This is a genomic window from Pseudomonas sp. GM41(2012), from assembly GCF_000282315.2.
Lineage (GTDB): Bacteria > Pseudomonadota > Gammaproteobacteria > Pseudomonadales > Pseudomonadaceae > Aquipseudomonas.
This window is the reverse complement of record NZ_AKJN02000007.1, coordinates 1,060,985-1,076,974: the sequence shown is the minus strand read 5'-3', so window position 1 is coordinate 1,076,974 and position 15,990 is coordinate 1,060,985. Positions and strand designations below refer to the sequence as shown.

At 59.5% G+C, this 15,990-nt stretch carries 14 protein-coding genes; 4 read left to right on the top strand and 10 right to left on the bottom strand.

The genetic code is table 11. The features are described 5' to 3' along the window. Nucleotides 1–164 precede the first annotated feature (164 nt). From clpB to rluD, 3 genes are all read right to left on the bottom strand, one after another. A complete protein-coding gene (gene clpB, locus PMI27_RS09650) occupies nt 165–2,729 on the bottom strand; it encodes an ATP-dependent chaperone ClpB (RefSeq protein ID WP_008154899.1) in 2,565 nt (854 codons plus the stop codon). A gap of 130 nt (nt 2,730–2,859) precedes the next feature. Further along, nucleotides 2,860–3,585, bottom strand: a complete 726-nt coding sequence (gene pgeF / locus PMI27_RS09655; RefSeq protein ID WP_008154901.1) for a peptidoglycan editing factor PgeF — start codon at nt 3,583–3,585, stop codon at nt 2,860–2,862. Beyond that, entirely contained in the window at nt 3,582–4,544 is a 963-nt protein-coding gene (rluD, locus tag PMI27_RS09660; protein ID WP_007942311.1) for a 23S rRNA pseudouridine(1911/1915/1917) synthase RluD, read from the bottom strand. The genes pgeF and rluD overlap by 4 nt, the downstream gene beginning before the upstream one ends. A 151-nt stretch (nt 4,545–4,695) precedes the next feature. On the opposite strand from rluD, the gene PMI27_RS09665 reads away from it, so the two are divergent. From PMI27_RS09665 to PMI27_RS09680, 4 genes are all read left to right on the top strand, one after another. Next, nucleotides 4,696–5,718, top strand: coding sequence for an outer membrane protein assembly factor BamD (locus PMI27_RS09665; RefSeq protein WP_008154902.1), 1,023 nt, complete (start codon nt 4,696–4,698; stop codon nt 5,716–5,718). A 122-nt stretch (nt 5,719–5,840) separates the two neighbouring features. Beyond that, nucleotides 5,841–6,074, top strand: a complete 234-nt coding sequence (locus PMI27_RS09670; RefSeq protein ID WP_008154904.1) for a PP0621 family protein — start codon at nt 5,841–5,843, stop codon at nt 6,072–6,074. Further along, a complete protein-coding gene (locus PMI27_RS09675) occupies nt 6,064–7,653 on the top strand; it encodes a sensor histidine kinase (RefSeq protein ID WP_008154907.1) in 1,590 nt (529 codons plus the stop codon). Before PMI27_RS09670 ends, PMI27_RS09675 begins: the two co-directional genes overlap by 11 nt. 2 nt (nt 7,654–7,655) lie before the next feature. Beyond that, nucleotides 7,656–8,996 carry a sigma-54-dependent transcriptional regulator gene (locus tag PMI27_RS09680; RefSeq protein ID WP_008154909.1) on the top strand — a complete coding sequence of 447 codons (1,341 nt, stop codon included), beginning with the start codon at nt 7,656–7,658 and terminating at the stop codon, nt 8,994–8,996. A gap of 127 nt (nt 8,997–9,123) precedes the next feature. Here the strand turns inward: PMI27_RS09680 and thiO are convergent, their stop codons facing one another. The 7 genes from thiO to PMI27_RS09715 are packed head-to-tail and all read right to left on the bottom strand — an operon-like array spanning nt 9,124 to nt 15,916. Continuing rightward, nucleotides 9,124–10,224, bottom strand: coding sequence for a glycine oxidase ThiO (gene thiO, locus PMI27_RS09685; RefSeq protein WP_008154910.1), 1,101 nt, complete (start codon nt 10,222–10,224; stop codon nt 9,124–9,126). 55 nt (nt 10,225–10,279) lie between these two features. Beyond that, nucleotides 10,280–10,675, bottom strand: coding sequence for a type IV pilin protein (locus PMI27_RS09690; RefSeq protein WP_008154912.1), 396 nt, complete (start codon nt 10,673–10,675; stop codon nt 10,280–10,282). Nucleotides 10,676–10,689: 14 nt separating this feature from the next. Beyond that, a complete protein-coding gene (locus PMI27_RS09695; RefSeq protein ID WP_008154915.1) occupies nt 10,690–13,809 on the bottom strand; it encodes a pilus assembly protein in 3,120 nt (1,039 codons plus the stop codon). Then, entirely contained in the window at nt 13,796–14,275 is a 480-nt protein-coding gene (locus PMI27_RS09700; RefSeq protein ID WP_008154917.1) for a pilus assembly PilX family protein, read from the bottom strand. Before PMI27_RS09700 ends, PMI27_RS09695 begins: the two co-directional genes overlap by 14 nt. A gap of 11 nt (nt 14,276–14,286) precedes the next feature. After that, nucleotides 14,287–15,000, bottom strand: coding sequence for a PilW family protein (locus PMI27_RS09705; RefSeq protein WP_008154919.1), 714 nt, complete (start codon nt 14,998–15,000; stop codon nt 14,287–14,289). After that, the gene (gene pilV, locus PMI27_RS09710; RefSeq protein ID WP_008154921.1) at nt 14,997–15,446 is read right to left on the bottom strand and encodes a type IV pilus modification protein PilV; all 450 of its coding nucleotides are present in this window, start codon (nt 15,444–15,446) and stop codon (nt 14,997–14,999) included. The genes PMI27_RS09705 and pilV overlap by 4 nt, the downstream gene beginning before the upstream one ends. Further along, the gene (locus PMI27_RS09715; RefSeq protein ID WP_008154923.1) at nt 15,443–15,916 is read right to left on the bottom strand and encodes a GspH/FimT family pseudopilin; all 474 of its coding nucleotides are present in this window, start codon (nt 15,914–15,916) and stop codon (nt 15,443–15,445) included. Before PMI27_RS09715 ends, pilV begins: the two co-directional genes overlap by 4 nt. Between the last annotated feature and the right edge of the window lie 74 nt (nt 15,917–15,990).

Sequence of the window (15,990 nt, the reverse complement as noted above, 5' to 3'; positions counted from 1 at the left end):
TTAATGATTTGCAACTTATTTCAGATTCCTGCTTGGGGAGCTGGAACCCTTCAGGGCGACTTACTGCGGGGCGCACTTTACAAGCCTTTTCCTTTAAGTTCAACAGCCTGGCGAAAAAAAGGCCTCGCAATGCGAGGCCTCTTCAATTTTGCTGCCGTCGTGGATCAGACAAATACGATTTCGTCGTTCTCCACAACACCCTTGGCGGTATCGCCCGGCATGAAACGACCGGACAGAATCAGCTGCGCCAGCGGGTTCTCGATCCAGCGCTGGATCGCTCGTTTGAGCGGCCGTGCGCCGTAAACCGGGTCGTAACCCACCGCGATCAGCTTATCCATGGCCTCAGGGCTCAGTTCAAGCTTCAGCTCGCGCTCGGTCAGGCGACTGCGCAGGCGACCCAACTGGATCTCGGTAATGCCCGCGATCTGATCACGAGCCAACGGCTCGAAGATCACCACCTCATCGACCCGGTTGATGAACTCCGGCCGGAAGTGCGTGGAAATCGCATCCATCACTGCCGCACGCTGAGCCTCACGATCACCGACCAATTCCTGGATCTGCACCGAACCGAGGTTGGAGGTCATGACAATCACGGTATTTTTGAAATCCACCGTGCGGCCATGACTGTCGGTCAGTCGGCCATCTTCCAGCACTTGCAGCAAGATGTTGAAGACGTCCGGGTGGGCCTTCTCGACCTCGTCCAGGAGGATCACCGAATAAGGCTTGCGACGCACCGCCTCGGTCAGGTAACCGCCCTCTTCATAGCCTACGTAGCCTGGTGGCGCACCGATCAGACGCGCCACGGAATGTTTCTCCATGAACTCGGACATGTCGATCCGCACCATCGCCTCTTCCGTATCAAAGAGGAACTCGGCCAGCGCCTTGCACAGCTCGGTTTTACCGACTCCGGTCGGGCCGAGGAACATGAACGAACCGCTCGGGCGATTCGGATCGGACAAACCGGCGCGGGAGCGCCGCACGGCGTTGGAAACGGCAATCACCGCTTCGTCCTGGCCGATCACACGTTGGTGCAACAGGCTTTCCATCTTCATCAGCTTGTCGCGCTCGCCCTCGAGCATTTTCGACACCGGAATACCGGTCCACTTCGAAACGACTTCAGCGATCTCTTCTTCAGTAACCTTGCTGCGCAGCAACTGGTTTTCAGTTTTGCCGTGCTGGTCGACCATTTGCAGGCTGCGCTCCAGGTCCGGGATGATCCCGTACTGCAACTCGGCCATGCGGTTCAGGTCGCCTTTGCGGCGGGCAGCTTCCAGTTCCTGACGGGACTGTTCGATTTTCTGCTGGATCTGCGCAGAACCCTGGACTTCGGCTTTTTCCGCGTTCCAGATTTCCTCCAGGTCCGAGTACTCACGCTCGTGACGAACGATTTCTTCCTGGAGTTTTTCCAGACGTTTCTTCGCCGCGTCGTCGCTTTCTTTCTTCAGCGCCTGGGATTCCACCTTCAGCTGAATCAGACGACGCTCCAGACGGTCCAGCACTTCCGGCTTGGAGTCGATCTCCATGCGGATGCGGCTGGCGGCTTCGTCGATCAGGTCGATGGCTTTGTCCGGCAGCTGACGATCGGTGATGTAGCGATGACTGAGCTTGGCCGCGGCGATGATCGCGCCGTCGGTGATCGCCACCTTGTGGTGAACCTCGTAGCGCTCTTTCAGGCCACGCAGGATGGCGATGGTGTCTTCTTCGCTCGGCTCATCCACCAAGACTTTCTGGAAGCGCCGCTCGAGGGCCGCATCCTTCTCTATATATTGGCGGTACTCGTTGAGCGTGGTCGCGCCGACGCAGTGCAATTCACCACGGGCCAACGCAGGCTTGAGCATATTGCCCGCGTCCATGGAACCTTCGCCTTTACCGGCGCCGACCATGGTGTGCAGCTCGTCGATGAACAGAATGATCTGCCCTTCCTGCTTCGACAGTTCGTTGAGCAGGGATTTGAGGCGTTCTTCGAACTCGCCACGGTACTTGGCACCGGCGATCAGCGACCCCATGTCCAGGGACAGCAGGCGCTTGCCTTTCAGTCCATCCGGGACTTCGCCGTTGATGATGCGCTGGGCCAGGCCTTCGGCGATGGCGGTTTTACCCACGCCAGGCTCACCGATCAGCACCGGGTTGTTCTTGGTACGGCGTTGCAGGACCTGAATGGTCCGGCGAATTTCGTCATCACGGCCGATCACCGGATCGAGCTTGCCTTCTTCGGCACGCTTGGTCAGGTCGACGGTGTATTTATCCAGCGCCTGGCGCGACTCTTCGTGGTTGGCGTCATTGACGGCCTCACCACCACGCAGGTTGTTGATCGCGTTTTCCAGGGCTTTCTTGCTGACGCCCTGACCGAGCAACAATTTGCCGAGCTTGCTGTTCTCGTCCATGGCGGCGAGCAGCACCAGCTCGCTGGAGATGAACTGGTCGCCCTTCTGCTGGGCCAGGCGATCGGCCTGGTTGAGCAGGCGCGCCAAATCCTGCGACATGTTGACGTCGCCGGTCGGGTTCTGGATTTTTGGTAGTTGGTCGAGCTCTTTGGTCAGCTCTTTACGCAGGCTGTTGACGTCGAAGCCCACCTGCATCAACAGGGGTTTGATCGAACCACCCTGCTGTTCAAGCATGGCTTGCATCAAGTGCGCCGGTTCAATGCCCGGATGATCGAGGCCGACGGCCAGGGATTGGGCGTCGGACAAGGCTAACTGCAACTTGCTGGTTAAACGGTCTATACGCATGGGTCACCTTCCTTTTGAGCAGGTCGGACCTATAAAACATCCTGAATGAAGAAACCTGCCAGATACCTCACTAGATGTGGTCGATTCTGGGAGTTTCAAGCGTCGTGACGTTGATGCAGGTCAGGCAAGCCTAGCGTTCGAGCCAGATCAAGGAGGCAAACCGACCGGTGCGTGGACTGCGGCGGTAAGAAAAGAAGCGAGGATCGGTCACGGTACAGAAACCGCCACCATAAACAGCGGTGACACCGCGAGCCGCCAGACGCAAGCGCGCCAGCTCATAGATGTCAGCCATGAATTTGCCAGCATTTGCACTCGGTACAAACGCTTTAGCGGCTTCGGGTAATTGCTCGACGAAGGTTTCACGCACTTCAGGGCCGACTTCAAAGGCTTGCGGGCCAATGGCCGGACCGAGCCAGACCAGCACTTCTTCTGGCGGCACGGCCAGACTGTCGAGGGTTGCTTCCAGCACACCCGCCGCCAACCCGCGCCAACCGGCATGGGCCGCCGCTACGCGAGTACCGGCACGGTCACAGAATAGCGCCGGCAGGCAATCCGCGGTCATCGCCGTGCAGGCAATACCGGGCGTTGCCGTCCAGCTGGCATCGGCAGTGGCCGTAAGGCTTGGGTCTGCGTGGGCCACGGCAATGCCGTGAACCTGCTTTAACCAGGCCGGTTGAATAGAGAAATGATTGGTGAGGCGACGGCGGTTTTCGACCACAGCTTCGGGGCTGTCATCGACGTGATCGCCGAGGTTGAGGCTGTCGAACGGCGCCAGACTGACGCCGCCCGCACGGGTGGTAACGCAGGCTTTCACCCCGGCAGGCGCAGGCCAGTCGGGAATCAGCCAGTCACTCATCCGATGAATGCCTCGCGGTCTTGCTTGAGCAGCGTCAGCAACCAGACGAAATCGTCCGGCAGTGGCGATTCCCAGCTCATGCGTTTACCGGTGGTCGGGTGATCCAGCTCCAGGAACCGCGCATGCAGCGCCTGACGCGGGAACGCCTTCAACGATTCGACCATGGTCACACTGGCCGCCGGCGGAATACGGAAACGACCGCCGTAGGCAGGATCTCCGACCAACGGGTAGTTGATGTGGGCCATATGCACACGAATCTGGTGCGTACGACCGGTTTCCAGCTTCACCCGCACGTGAGTGTGGGAGCGGAAACGCTCGAGCACGCGGTAATGGCTGACGGCCTGCTTGCCACCTTCCATCACGGCCATGCGCTGGCGTTGCTGACCGTGACGACCGATCGGCGCGTTGATCTTGCCGCCGGCAGTCACCACACCGATCACGATGCACTCGTAGATCCGGCTTACGCTGCGGCTCTGCAATTGCGTCACAAGCTGTGTCTGCGCCTGAATGGTCTTGGCCACCACCATCAGACCAGTGGTGTCCTTGTCCAGGCGATGCACGATACCGGCGCGGGGCACATTGATGATGTCCGGCACGTGGTGCAGCAACGCGTTGAGCAAGGTGCCATCAGCGTGACCGGCGGCAGGATGCACCACCAGACCCGCGGGTTTGTTGATCACCAGGATGTCGTCGTCTTCATAGACGATGTCCAGCTCGATGTCTTGAGCGATCCATTCGCCCTGAGCTTCCTGCTCGGCAGTGAGTTCAAGAATGGCACCACCATGAACGATGTCTCGCGGGCGGATAACCGCCCCATCCACAGTCAGGCGGCCGTCTTTGATCCAGGCGGAAAGGCGCGAGCGCGAGTGCTCAGCGAATAATTGTGCGGCGACTTGATCGAGGCGTTGGCCGCCCAATTCGGACGGCACCTCTGCGCGAAGTTCAATTTTATCGGACATGCTCAGACTAGGCGTCGGCACAGCCTTTGGTTTCGGCTGCGCGCTTGTGGTTAAATACGGCGTCTTTTGCCCCGAGGCTATTCAACGGGGCGCTCATCATAACAGGACGGCCCCGCCCAAGACAGCGGCCGTCATAGGGACGCAAGCCGCCATGCAAGTGAAACACCTGCTGCTGATCGCCATCCTCGCATTGACCGCTGCTTGCTCATCGAAGGAAGTCGTAGACGAAAACCTGAGCGAGGTCGAGCTGTACCAGCAGGCTCAGCACGATCTGGACAACAATAGCTACACCGCCGCCACAGCCAAGCTAAAGGCGCTGGAGTCGCGTTATCCGTTCGGTCGCTACGCCGATCAGGCTCAACTCGAGCTCATCTACGCCAACTACAAGAACACCGAGCCTGAAGCTGCGAAGTCCGCCGCCGAGCGCTTTATTCGTCTGCACCCGCAGCACCCGAACGTGGATTACGCGTATTACCTCAAGGGTCTGACTTCTTTCGACCAGGACGTCGGCCTGTTGTCGCGCTTCCTGCCGTTGGACATGACCAAGCGTGACCCGGGTGCCGCTCGCGACTCCTACAACGAGTTCGCGCAGCTGACCAGCCGTTTCCCCAACAGCCGCTACTCGCCGGACGCCAAGCAGCGCATGATCTACCTGCGCAACCTGCTGGCGGCCTACGAGATTCACGTTGCCGACTACTACCTGACCCGTCAGGCCTATGTCGCCGCCGCGAACCGTGGTCGCTACGTGGTGGAAAACTTCCAGGAAACCCCTTCGGTCGGTGACGGCCTGGCGGTGATGACAGAGGCCTACCAGCGTCTGCACCTGGACGATCTGGCCGCTACCAGCCTCGAAACCCTGAAGCTCAACTACCCGAACCATCCAAGCCTGGTCGACGGTCAGTTCCACCCATCGGTGGCCGAAGCCGACAACCGTTCGTGGCTGAGCAAGGCGACCCTGGGCCTGATCGAATCCCGTCCACCGCTTCCGCCGGGCGAAACCCGCGCCAACCAGGACGTGCAGAAGCAGTTCCAGGACGCCAAGGACGCGATTCCGAACGATCTCAAGCCTAAAGATGAAAATGGCGACGTGATCGAAGAAGAACAGCACGAGTCTGAAGCCAACAATACTGACCGTTCGTGGTTCAGCTACATGACCTTCGGCGTGTTTGACTGACACATCGGGTTGTACAAAAAGGAGCCTTTCGAGGCTCCTTTTTTATGGGCTCGATGATTACGCTGTGCGCTGGTCATGTCCTTGGCTAAACTGGCTCATCACTCGTCAAATAGCAGCTCATCATGCTTCGTTTACTGTTCTGGATCGCCCTGATTGCCGCTGCGGTATGGTTCTGGCGCAAGTTCAAGGGCCAGGCTTCCGTGCCCAAGTCCTCTGCCGAGCTGGAAGCGGCCCCCATGGTCCGCTGCGCCCATTGCGGCGTACACCTGCCACGCGACCGCGCGCTGAGCCTTCAACAACAGTGGTATTGCAGCCAGGCTCATCTTGAGCAAGGCCCGGGTTCCAGTGATCGCTGAGACCTCCAGTCCCGGCAGCAAACAGGCCCAGCGACTGCTGCGCCTCTATCACCTCTACCGTTTGAGCATCGGCATCACCCTGGTGCTGTTGATCGCCAGCAACATGGACAACCAGCTGCTGACGTTCAGCAATGACGACCTGCTGCGCAGTGGCAGCTGGTTTTACCTGGTGCTGAACATCCTGCTGGTGGTATTCCTCGGGAACACCCGGCGCCCGGCGCAACTGTTCAGCCTGGCGCTGACCGACGTCCTGCTGCTGTGCGGTCTGTTCTACGCCGCCGGCGGTGTGGCCAGCGCCATCGGCAACTTGCTGATCGTATCGGTAGCCATCAGTAACACCTTGTTGCGAGGGCGCATCGGCCTGCTGATTGCCGCCGTTGGCGCGCTCGGCATCGTCGGGCTGAGCTTCCTCCTGAGTTTCAGCCATCCCGCCACCCCCAACGATTACCTGCAAGTCGGCACGCTCGGCGCTTTGTGTTTTGCTGCGGCATTGCTGGTGCAAGGACTGATCCGACGCCTGGAGGTCAGCGAAACCCTCGCCGAACAACGGGCCAGCGAAGTCGTCAGCCTCGAAGCCCTCAACGCCCTGATCCTGCAACGCATGCGGACCGGCATCCTGGTACTCGACGACCAGCGGCGGGTTCAACTGGCCAACCACAGCGCCCTGAACCTGTTAGGCAGGGAAAATCTTGCAGGCCAGTTGATCGACGACTACTTGCCCAGCCTGGTCGAACGCCTGCAACTGTGGCTCAACAATCCGACGCTGCGCCCCCAGAGCCTGAAAGTCGCCAGCAGTGGTCTGGAGCTGCAACCGAGCTTCATTGCCCTGGACCAAAGCCCACACCACCAGACCCTGGTCTTTCTCGAAGACCTCGCGCAAATCGCTCAACAAGCCCAGCAATTGAAGCTCGCCGCACTCGGTCGCCTGACCGCCGGTATCGCCCATGAAATCCGCAATCCACTGGGCGCCGTTAGTCATGCCGCGCAGCTATTGCAGGAATCAGAGGAACTGAACGGCGCGGATCGACGTCTGACACAGATTATTCAAGACCACTCTCAGCGAATGAATCGGGTAATCGAAAACGTCCTGCAACTGTCCCGCCGCCAGCAAACCGTAGCGCAACGGCTTGATCTGAAGCCGTGGCTGGAACAGTTCGTCAACGAAACCCGCGAGAGGGCGACCGAGCATCAGCAGATTCATCTGCGCATCGGCTCAGGAGACTTCAAAACCCTGATGGATCCAGACCAACTGACCCAGATTCTCGACAATCTGTTGCGTAACGCCTGGCGCCATAGCGCCTTGAATCACGACCTGGCACAGGTCTGGCTCGAATTGTTTGTCGATTCGGACAGCCAGCTGCCGATCCTCGAGATCCTGGACGATGGCCCCGGCGTGGCGCCAGAGCATCACGTGCACTTGTTCGAACCGTTCTTCACCACCAGCACCCAAGGCACCGGCCTGGGGCTTTATCTGTCCCGTGAGCTGTGCGAAAGCAACCAGGCCCGCCTAGACTTCAAACCACGCCAAGGCGGCGGCTGCTTTCGCATCACTTTTGCTCACGGACGGAAACAAAGTTGAACATGAGCCCACGGCAAAAAGTCCTGATCGTCGACGACGAACCGGATATCCGCGAACTCCTGGAAATCACCCTGGGACGGATGAAACTCGACACCTTCAGTGCCCGCAACCTCGGCGAAGCCCAGGCCCTGCTCTCGCGAGAGTCGTTCGATTTGTGCCTCACCGACATGCGCTTGCCGGACGGCACCGGCCTTGAGCTGGTGCAACACATCCAGCAACGCCACCCCCAAGTACCGGTGGCCATGATCACCGCTTATGGCAGCCTGGAAACGGCGATCAACGCCCTCAAGGCCGGCGCCTTCGACTTCCTGACCAAACCGGTGGACCTCACTCGCCTGCGGGAACTGGTCAGCAGCGCGCTTCGGTTGCCTGCGCCGGGCGGCACCGGCATCGCCATCGATCGCCGGCTGCTGGGTGATTCACCACCTATGCGCGCCTTGCGCAAACACATCGACAAACTGGCCCGCAGCCAGGCACCGGTGTACATCAGCGGCGAATCCGGCAGCGGCAAGGAATTGGTCGCGCGACTGATCCATGAGCAAGGACCGCGCGCCAGCCAACCCTTTATCCCGGTCAATTGCGGGGCGATTCCGTCAGAATTGATGGAGAGCGAATTTTTCGGTCATCGCAAAGGCAGCTTCAGCGGTGCCATCGAAGACAAACCCGGACTGTTCCAGGCGGCCCATGGCGGCACTCTGTTCCTCGACGAAGTGGCTGATTTGCCGCTGGCGATGCAGGTCAAACTGCTACGGGCAATACAGGAAAAAGCCGTTCGCGGTGTCGGCGAGCAACAGGAAACCGTGGTCGATGTGCGTATCCTTTGCGCCACCCACAAAGACCTCGACGCCGAAGTCGCCGCCGAACGCTTTCGCCAGGATTTGTACTACCGGTTGAACGTGATCGAACTACGGGTGCCGCCCTTGCGCGAACGCCGTGACGACATCGAATCCCTCGCCAGCCATGTGCTCAAACGGCTGGCCATCAGTACCGGCCAACCCGCCGCAACACTCCACCCCCAAGCCCTCGATGCGCTGAAAAGCTATCGCTTCCCCGGCAATGTGCGGGAACTGGAGAACATGCTCGAACGGGCGCACACGTTGTGCGAAAACAAACAAATTGAAGCCAGCGACCTGCGACTGGCCGAAGGCAACTGCAACCCGGAAGGCGGTGTGCCGGACCTGACGCAGATCGACAACCTGGAAGACTACCTGGAGAACGTCGAACGCAACCTTATCCTCCAGGCTCTGGAAGAAACCCGCTGGAACCGCACGGCGGCGGCTCAGCGGTTGAATCTTTCATTCCGGTCGATGCGCTACAGGCTCAAGAAACTGGGACTCGATTGAGGGCCTCTTCGCGGGCAAGCCTCGCTCCTACAGATTTATGTCGTTCACAAACTTATTGATCGACTCAAACCTGTAGGAGCGAGGCTTGCCCGCGAAGGCGATCTGACCGACAACAAAAATCATGCGGTCAAATACGTCCAGCCGGTGCATACGGCGCCGGATCAATGATCGGCTCACGCCCCAGCATCACATCCGCAAACAACTGACACGACGCTGGCGCCAGCACCAAGCCATTACGGTAATGCCCGCAATTCAGCCAAAGCCCTTCGAACCCTGGCACCCGACCGATGTAGGGAATGCCTTCCGGTGAACCCGGTCGCAACCCGGCCCAGTGCCCCACGACCTCGGCATCCGCCAGTGCAGGAATCAACTCCACCGCCGACGCCTTCAGGCTCTCCAGGGCAGATTCGGTTGGCGTCTTGTCGAAGCCTTCATGCTCCAGCGTACTGCCGATCAGAATGTGCCCATCGCGCCGAGGGATCGCATAACGCCCCTTGGCCAGAACCATGCTCGGCAGGAAATCCGCTGCGCATTTGTACAGAATCATCTGACCTTTCACCGGCTCGACCGGCAGCTCCAGATCCAGGCTCTTGAGTAAATCACCGCTCCAGGCGCCTGCGGTCAGAACCACCTGATCGCCATGAATCGCTCCCGCCGAGGTCTGCACCCCAACTACCGTAGCGCCTTCACGGATAAACCCGCTGACTTCACACTGCTCATGAATCGTCACGTTCGGCAGCGCCAGCAACGCAGCCTTGAGGGACTTCACCAGTCGCGGATTACGCACATTGGCCACATCGGCCATGTAGATCGCCCGGGAGAAACCGCTCCCCAGCACCGGCACCGCGTCATGAGCGGCCGAGATATCCACAGCCCGCAACGGACGATTTTCCCGCTCGGCCCAGGCCAGCGCCTCGGCCTCATCATCCAGATCCAGCCAGTACAACCCGGTGGTATGCACCTCAGGATCGACACCGGTGGCGGCAAACAGTCGCTCACCCAGCTGTGGATAAAAATCCTGGGACCAATGCGCCAACGCGGTGACCGCCGGGCTGTAGCGCCACGGGTAGAGCGGCGAGACGATGCCGCCGCCGGCCCAGGACGACTCCTGACCGACGTTCGAGCGATCCAGCAGCACAACGCTCTGCACTTCTGACGCGAGATTGAACGCTGTCAGCAGGCCAATCACGCCGCCGCCGACAATCACCACTTGCTGTTGCCTGGTCATGTTCTGATCCAACCGTTAAATAGACAGAGGGCACAAAAGGCACCCAAAAAAGAACTCAGCGCCCCCAGCAATCCTTGGTCGCGGCCGTCGCATTGACCATGCTTCTGACGCCAGTGTTGGTGATGGTGAAATCACCGCACTTGTCAGCTGCCATGGCCTTGCCGGGCTTGCGCACCGCCGTCAGCAGGAAGGTCTGATCGGTCAGGGTCGGCGTGATGGTGTAGAAGTCATTACCGGCGCTCAGGCCGGTGGCATTGGTGTAGACATTATTCTTCGAATAGAAGCGTTCAAGGATCTGCGCTTGTTCGGAGAGCAGGCCGGCGACTTCAGTGCGGCGGCCCTTGTTCACATACTCGGTGAGGCTCGGGTAGCCAATGGTGATGACGATCCCGATGATCGCAATCACGATCATGATTTCGATCAGGGTAAAACCTCGGTTGGATCTGCGCATGCCTCAACTCTCACTTACTGTATTTGTCGCCACATGATGCGACGGCTGCCGCCGCTGCCGGGCTTTTCCACCAGGGAGCTGATGCCACCGCTGGAGTCGTTCACAATCTTGCGGGACGCATTGTTGACGATCGCGTTCAGCGTCGGAATACCACCGGTGAAAATCACCCCGCTGGAGATCGAATCCTTTGTATCGACCAACCCGTCGCCATTGCTGTCGAGGACCGCGTAATTGAGCATCTTACCGCTGAATGCATCCAGCTCGACCAGTTTGCCGGTGCCGAAACTGGCGCAAGGGTCGGTGGTGTCCACGCTGGCCGTGGTGAACACGATCCGGCCGGCCACCAGACTGGCCTGATTGATTACCCGCTCGCCGGTCAACACGTTGTTGTAAACCAATGGCAGATACCAGCCCTTCTCTGCCGGGTAGGTCACTTCGTTCTGGCTGGTGGTGATGAATTGCCCACTGCTACCCGAGAACACACCGGTCACCGCCTGCGCCTGCAAACTGGACGTTGTGATTTGCCCGGAGCCACCTTCCGCATCCCACACGGCATAGAAAGCCTGAAGGTCTTTGTTGGTCTTGTCGGCGGCCTCATTGAACTTGCCGGTACCGAAAAACACTTCCTTGCCGCCCAATGCGTGATCGGCCAGCAACGGTTGCGTGGTAATCGGCTGGGTCGCGCCACCTGCAGTGGTGAACAACGGCTTGCCGGAAAACGCCACGCCCCAGGTGTCGGAGGTAGTGCCACTCAAATCGAACTTCCACAACCGCCCTTTCAGATCGCCCCCATAGGCGGCCTGCACCACATTTTGCGAGTCGACCCTGAGCTTCACCGACGACAGGCCGTTCGTGGTTTCTGTACTGTCGACCACGATTTTCTTGATCAGCGAGCCGTCGCGGATATCCACCACATACAGCGCTGCCACCCCCGAGTTGCTGCCATAACCGTTGGAGATGAATGCCGCCCAGCGACCATCGGCCAAGCGTGCCACTTCGGGACGCGCATAGGCATAACCCAGATCATTGAAAACGTTCGCCGTATTTGCTGTGGCCGGTGCACTGATCTCCCACAACGCGTTAGTCACGTTACCGGCCGATGCGTCGAACAGTTGCAGTGCATAAAAGGTTTTGCCGCCCGCCCCTGTTCCTCCAATCGCCAGGGTTTTCCAGGCGCTGCCGAGTTGGGCATCGAACACACCGACCTGGCCGTCGACCAGGTATTTGTGGCTCACACCATTGATGTAAGTGGGGTCAGCGATGTAGCGCAATGATGGCAGCACGCTGGAGGGCATATAGCCGTAGCGTCTGACACCGCTGGTCGAGCTGATGACGTTTACAAAACCGTCATTGGCGTTCACCACCAGGCTGGAGCTCATGTTGGCGGCTTTGGTGGCGAGGTAGGTGCTGTAAGTGGTGTCACCCACCAGATCGGACGCGGTTTTGTCCGTGGGCGCGGCCAGCACGAGAGGCGAATTGATGATATCGCCGAGCAATACACTGCGCGTTCTCAACCCGGTTTTGTTAGTGCCCTTGCTCCACTCCACCAGATCGCTGCCGGTGATACCGGTGGGCAGGTTCTGGCTGAGGAAGGTCTGCTGGGCTGGGGAAAAATTGCTGTAGGCCAGGGTAACAACGGCGTTGGTCAGGGTATTCCAGGACTGGTAGGTCGGTGCGGTAGCACCGGGCACGATGGTGGTATCGGTCGTCCACAGCACCGCGGCCGTGTTCACCGCGCCCGCCGATGTGAAGCCAAAGGACTTAATGGTGCCGCGCCAGTCCTTGGGGTTGTAGCTGGTCTGGAAGTAGCTTGAATTGCTGGACAGCGTCGTGCCGTTGGCCACACCACTGCCGCCTGAGCCCGCCTTGGAGGTGATGTCGCTCAGGGCTGAAGACAGCGAGCTGTTGAGCTCGGCGCCGTCAGTCGCCTGGTAGTACTTGCCCTGCCCGTAGGTCGCGGCGTCCGCCAGCATTTGGTTTGCCGCGGCGAACCCCACGGTGTAGGTATTCATGTTCTGCCCGGGAAAATCCGGGGCGTCCCAGCTTTTGCCCGCGGCATCGATTCCCGTGGAGCGCATGTCGATATCGAAGGCAAACTTGGCGATGTCATCCAGGTACAGGGTGTCGCCCTCGTCGTCGCCAAAGCGGTCGGCGCCATCGTTACTGCTGATCCCGTCCCAGTTTGGTAAGCGGCTGCCACCCAGCGGATCGTCAGTCGGAAAGGTTCGGTCGTAGGTGGGCAGACCATCGGTGATCACCACCCCGTAATTTCTCTGGCAGCGATACTGAATCGGGCTGGTGTAGGTGGTGGGCGTCGAGTTGTTGTACGGCGTCATGCCACGAAAATAGCGGGTGATCTCATAGTAGGCTTCAGCCAGCGGCGTATTGGCCTGTGCGCTCAGTTCGTCGATTCCGGCGATCAATGCGTTGTAGTTGGTATCGGCCTGAGCCTGCGTCACGGTGCCGCTGACTGCCGACAAATCACTGATCGAGCGGGCGATGTAACCGCCGTCATTCTTATGGTTTCCGACCGCCAGGTTGAACGTCGCCAGACCGATACGCAGCGAGCGGTTGCTGGCCACCAGTGCCTTGGAAACGTTGCGCGCTACATTCATCCGGTAGTCATTGGGAATCGAGCCATCGGTGAAATCCCGGTCGGAATTGTTGGCGAGGCTTACCAGATACGACAAGTATTTCGCCGAATAGCGAGTGTCCTCACCCCCTACCGGATCGGGAAGCTTCAGGCAAAGCGAATCCAGACCGAAAAAGCTGTTGTTATAAAAACCGTACCATCCTTTCGAACATGTTCCTCGAGTCAAACTCGACAAGGAGATATTGCTGTCGGTCATATCAAGTTCACGCCCTTTCAAGCACGAACCATTCGAGAGGCAAATAGTCACCTGAGTGCGCGTGATCGTCGGGTCGAAGCCTGCCGCCCAGATAATGCTGTTCATACTCCCCGAGTCATCGAGTAACAGCATCACATTGGGGGCCACGGCGGCGGCATTCAACAGCGGCGAATCCGAGGGCGTGAAGGCATAAGCCGGCGCTGCCAGATAAAGGCTCGACGCCGCGCCGCAGAACAACTGCAACAACCAACGGCGCCAGCCTGTGCGGGCCTCAGTACTTCGCATAGATACTCTCCACTACACTGCGCGAGTTGCCCGCGATGCCGACTGCGGTCACCCGGTACAGCGTTGTCGAGGTGTTGCTCGGCACATTCACGGCGGTCAGGGTGGTGCCGATGTTCTGCACCCCGTAAAAACCGCTGCCGGAGGCGATCCAGGTCACCCCCGAGGTTGAATTGAAGCCGGCGCCGGTGATTGTCGACGACTCGGCCGGTGGCGCGCATTGGGTAGTGCCGCTGCAGACCGGCAACGAATAGGTCTCCAGTTGTACCGCGCTTTCACCTACGCGCAACGCCGACTCGGCGCCCTGGAACGACTGATTGCGCAAGGTCACGCTGGCGGCCATTTTTTCCTGCAGGGTGGCGTTTTGCATGGATGAAAGGCCGATCAGTGTCAGCAACAGAAGAAACACCAGGCTGACCAGCAGCGCCATGCCCCGCTGGGCGGGAGGGGTCACGGGAAAAATACTCATCGGCCCTCCCCTCATGGCAAGCGGTTGCGCAGCGCGGCAACCACGTTGAAGGTTTGATTGCTTACCCGGTTGTTCGGGTCGGTGAGGGTCAACGTCAGGCGAACACTACGGATGCGCGCCGGATCAGTGGGGTTACTGCTGTAACTGGAGGCAGCCACATCATTGGCGGAACTGGCGAGGCCGAAGCTCACGTTGAAGGCACTGACGTTGTTCACCAGCACTGCCTGAGCCGGCGTGCCGCTGCCGACACCCATCAGCAGTTGATTGTTGTTGAAGCTGTAGATCAAGCGCCGGATCGGAAACGCCAGCTCTCCCGCCCCCGGAACCCGGACGCCGGTGTAGGCCGTCGCATTGTTCCGACAATCAGAAACCACCGTCCAGGTCGGTACCCCGCCACTGCTGCCGACATCCGCTGTCACCAGGGTCAGTTTGAGGTTGGCGTTATCCCAATTGATGGGCGTTGTCTGGCTGGCATTGAAGTCACCCGCCGAGCTTGAATCAGTGACCGCCCCCAGACATCCGAACATGCCGACCATGCGAATTTCCTGAATCATCTTGCTCAGCACGAAACGCGCATCTTCCTGCATGGCGGCAGCGGTGTTCTGGCTGACATAAGTGTTCTTGGCCGCGATGAAAATCTGCGCCACACCCAGGACCACGACCAGACTCAGCGCCAGGGCGATCAGTAACTCGATCAGGCCGAAACCTCTGCTGGACCGGTTCATGGCGTCGACACCGGATCAAGGGTGGCGCGACTGGTCAGGACGAAACTACGGCGTGAATTGGCAGTGTTGGCCGCCCGCGAGTCATCCCAGGTGATGGTGATGGTGTACACCCGCTGATTGAGCGTAACGCTACCGGTGGCAGTGGCACCGCCGAAATTGACAATGTTGGTGGTGAAGTCGTAGAGATCCTGATCCCGAGCGACGCTCAGGTTGCCCGAGGTCGCAGGCGTGACGGTGTAGTCGGCACCGGAGTTGGCGCGAATGCGGTCCATCATGTCGTAGGCGATAAAACTCGCCTGGCTGGTCATCCGCGCGCTGTCCGTGTACTTCAGCGCATTGAGCTGAATCGCCGCAGCCCCCAACAGCCCCACGCTGAGAATCAACAACGCAACCAAGACTTCGATCAGCGTCATGCCCTCCTGTGCACGCTTGCTCCATCCCCTCATCCGCAGCTTCCACCCAATAGAATTCGTCCGTTCAAACACACATTCAGTGTCCTGCTTTCCGCCCCCCGTACGTAGCTGATCACCACCGCCGTGGACGGTGCCGACAACCCGCCAAGGTTGTTGAAATCGATGGCGGTCACTCCTGAGGTTAGCGTCAGAGTCGCGCCGCTGCTCATCGCTGGAACAACCCGCAATACATTGGCCGGATTGCCAGTACCGTCAAAGACCGTTAATTCTCCGCTCCAGACGCTGCCGCCAGCCGTCGGGCGCAGCCGGGTGGTGACACCACGGTCGATAGCCTCCAGTCGGGCGAAATTGAGTCCGCGTTGCAGATCGCCGATTTCGGTGTCGGCCTTGGTGATTTGCACCGAACGGGTAAACGCCGGTACGACCAGCGTGATCAGGACCAGAAACACCGCGAGCGCGACCAGCAACTCGATCAGCGTGAAACCTTTTGTACGATGATCCATCGGTGCCCTCCGTTGCCGTCGGCTATACCTGCTTCTACACGCTAGAACATTCGACCGGCGGATGTACGGTTGTT

Excerpts from the sequence above, each read along its gene's own strand:
- clpB (WP_008154899.1), bottom strand. The coding sequence starts at position 2,729 with ATGCGTATAGACCGTTTAACCAGCAAGTTGCAGTTAGCCTTGTCCGAC.
- rluD (WP_007942311.1), bottom strand. The coding sequence starts at position 4,544 with ATGTCCGATAAAATTGAACTTCGCGCAGAGGTGCCGTCCGAATTGGGC.
- PMI27_RS09670 (WP_008154904.1), top strand. The coding sequence starts at position 5,841 with ATGCTTCGTTTACTGTTCTGGATCGCCCTGATTGCCGCTGCGGTATGG.
- PMI27_RS09690 (WP_008154912.1), bottom strand. The coding sequence starts at position 10,675 with ATGCGCAGATCCAACCGAGGTTTTACCCTGATCGAAATCATGATCGTG.
- PMI27_RS09715 (WP_008154923.1), bottom strand. The coding sequence starts at position 15,916 with ATGGATCATCGTACAAAAGGTTTCACGCTGATCGAGTTGCTGGTCGCG.
- thiO (WP_008154910.1), bottom strand. The coding sequence starts at position 10,224 with ATGACCAGGCAACAGCAAGTGGTGATTGTCGGCGGCGGCGTGATTGGC.
- PMI27_RS09700 (WP_008154917.1), bottom strand. The coding sequence starts at position 14,275 with ATGAGTATTTTTCCCGTGACCCCTCCCGCCCAGCGGGGCATGGCGCTG.
- PMI27_RS09705 (WP_008154919.1), bottom strand. The coding sequence starts at position 15,000 with ATGAACCGGTCCAGCAGAGGTTTCGGCCTGATCGAGTTACTGATCGCC.
- PMI27_RS09680 (WP_008154909.1), top strand. The coding sequence starts at position 7,656 with ATGAGCCCACGGCAAAAAGTCCTGATCGTCGACGACGAACCGGATATC.
- pgeF (WP_008154901.1), bottom strand. The coding sequence starts at position 3,585 with ATGAGTGACTGGCTGATTCCCGACTGGCCTGCGCCTGCCGGGGTGAAA.
- PMI27_RS09695 (WP_008154915.1), bottom strand. The coding sequence starts at position 13,809 with ATGCGAAGTACTGAGGCCCGCACAGGCTGGCGCCGTTGGTTGTTGCAG.
- PMI27_RS09665 (WP_008154902.1), top strand. The coding sequence starts at position 4,696 with ATGCAAGTGAAACACCTGCTGCTGATCGCCATCCTCGCATTGACCGCT.
- pilV (WP_008154921.1), bottom strand. The coding sequence starts at position 15,446 with ATGAGGGGATGGAGCAAGCGTGCACAGGAGGGCATGACGCTGATCGAA.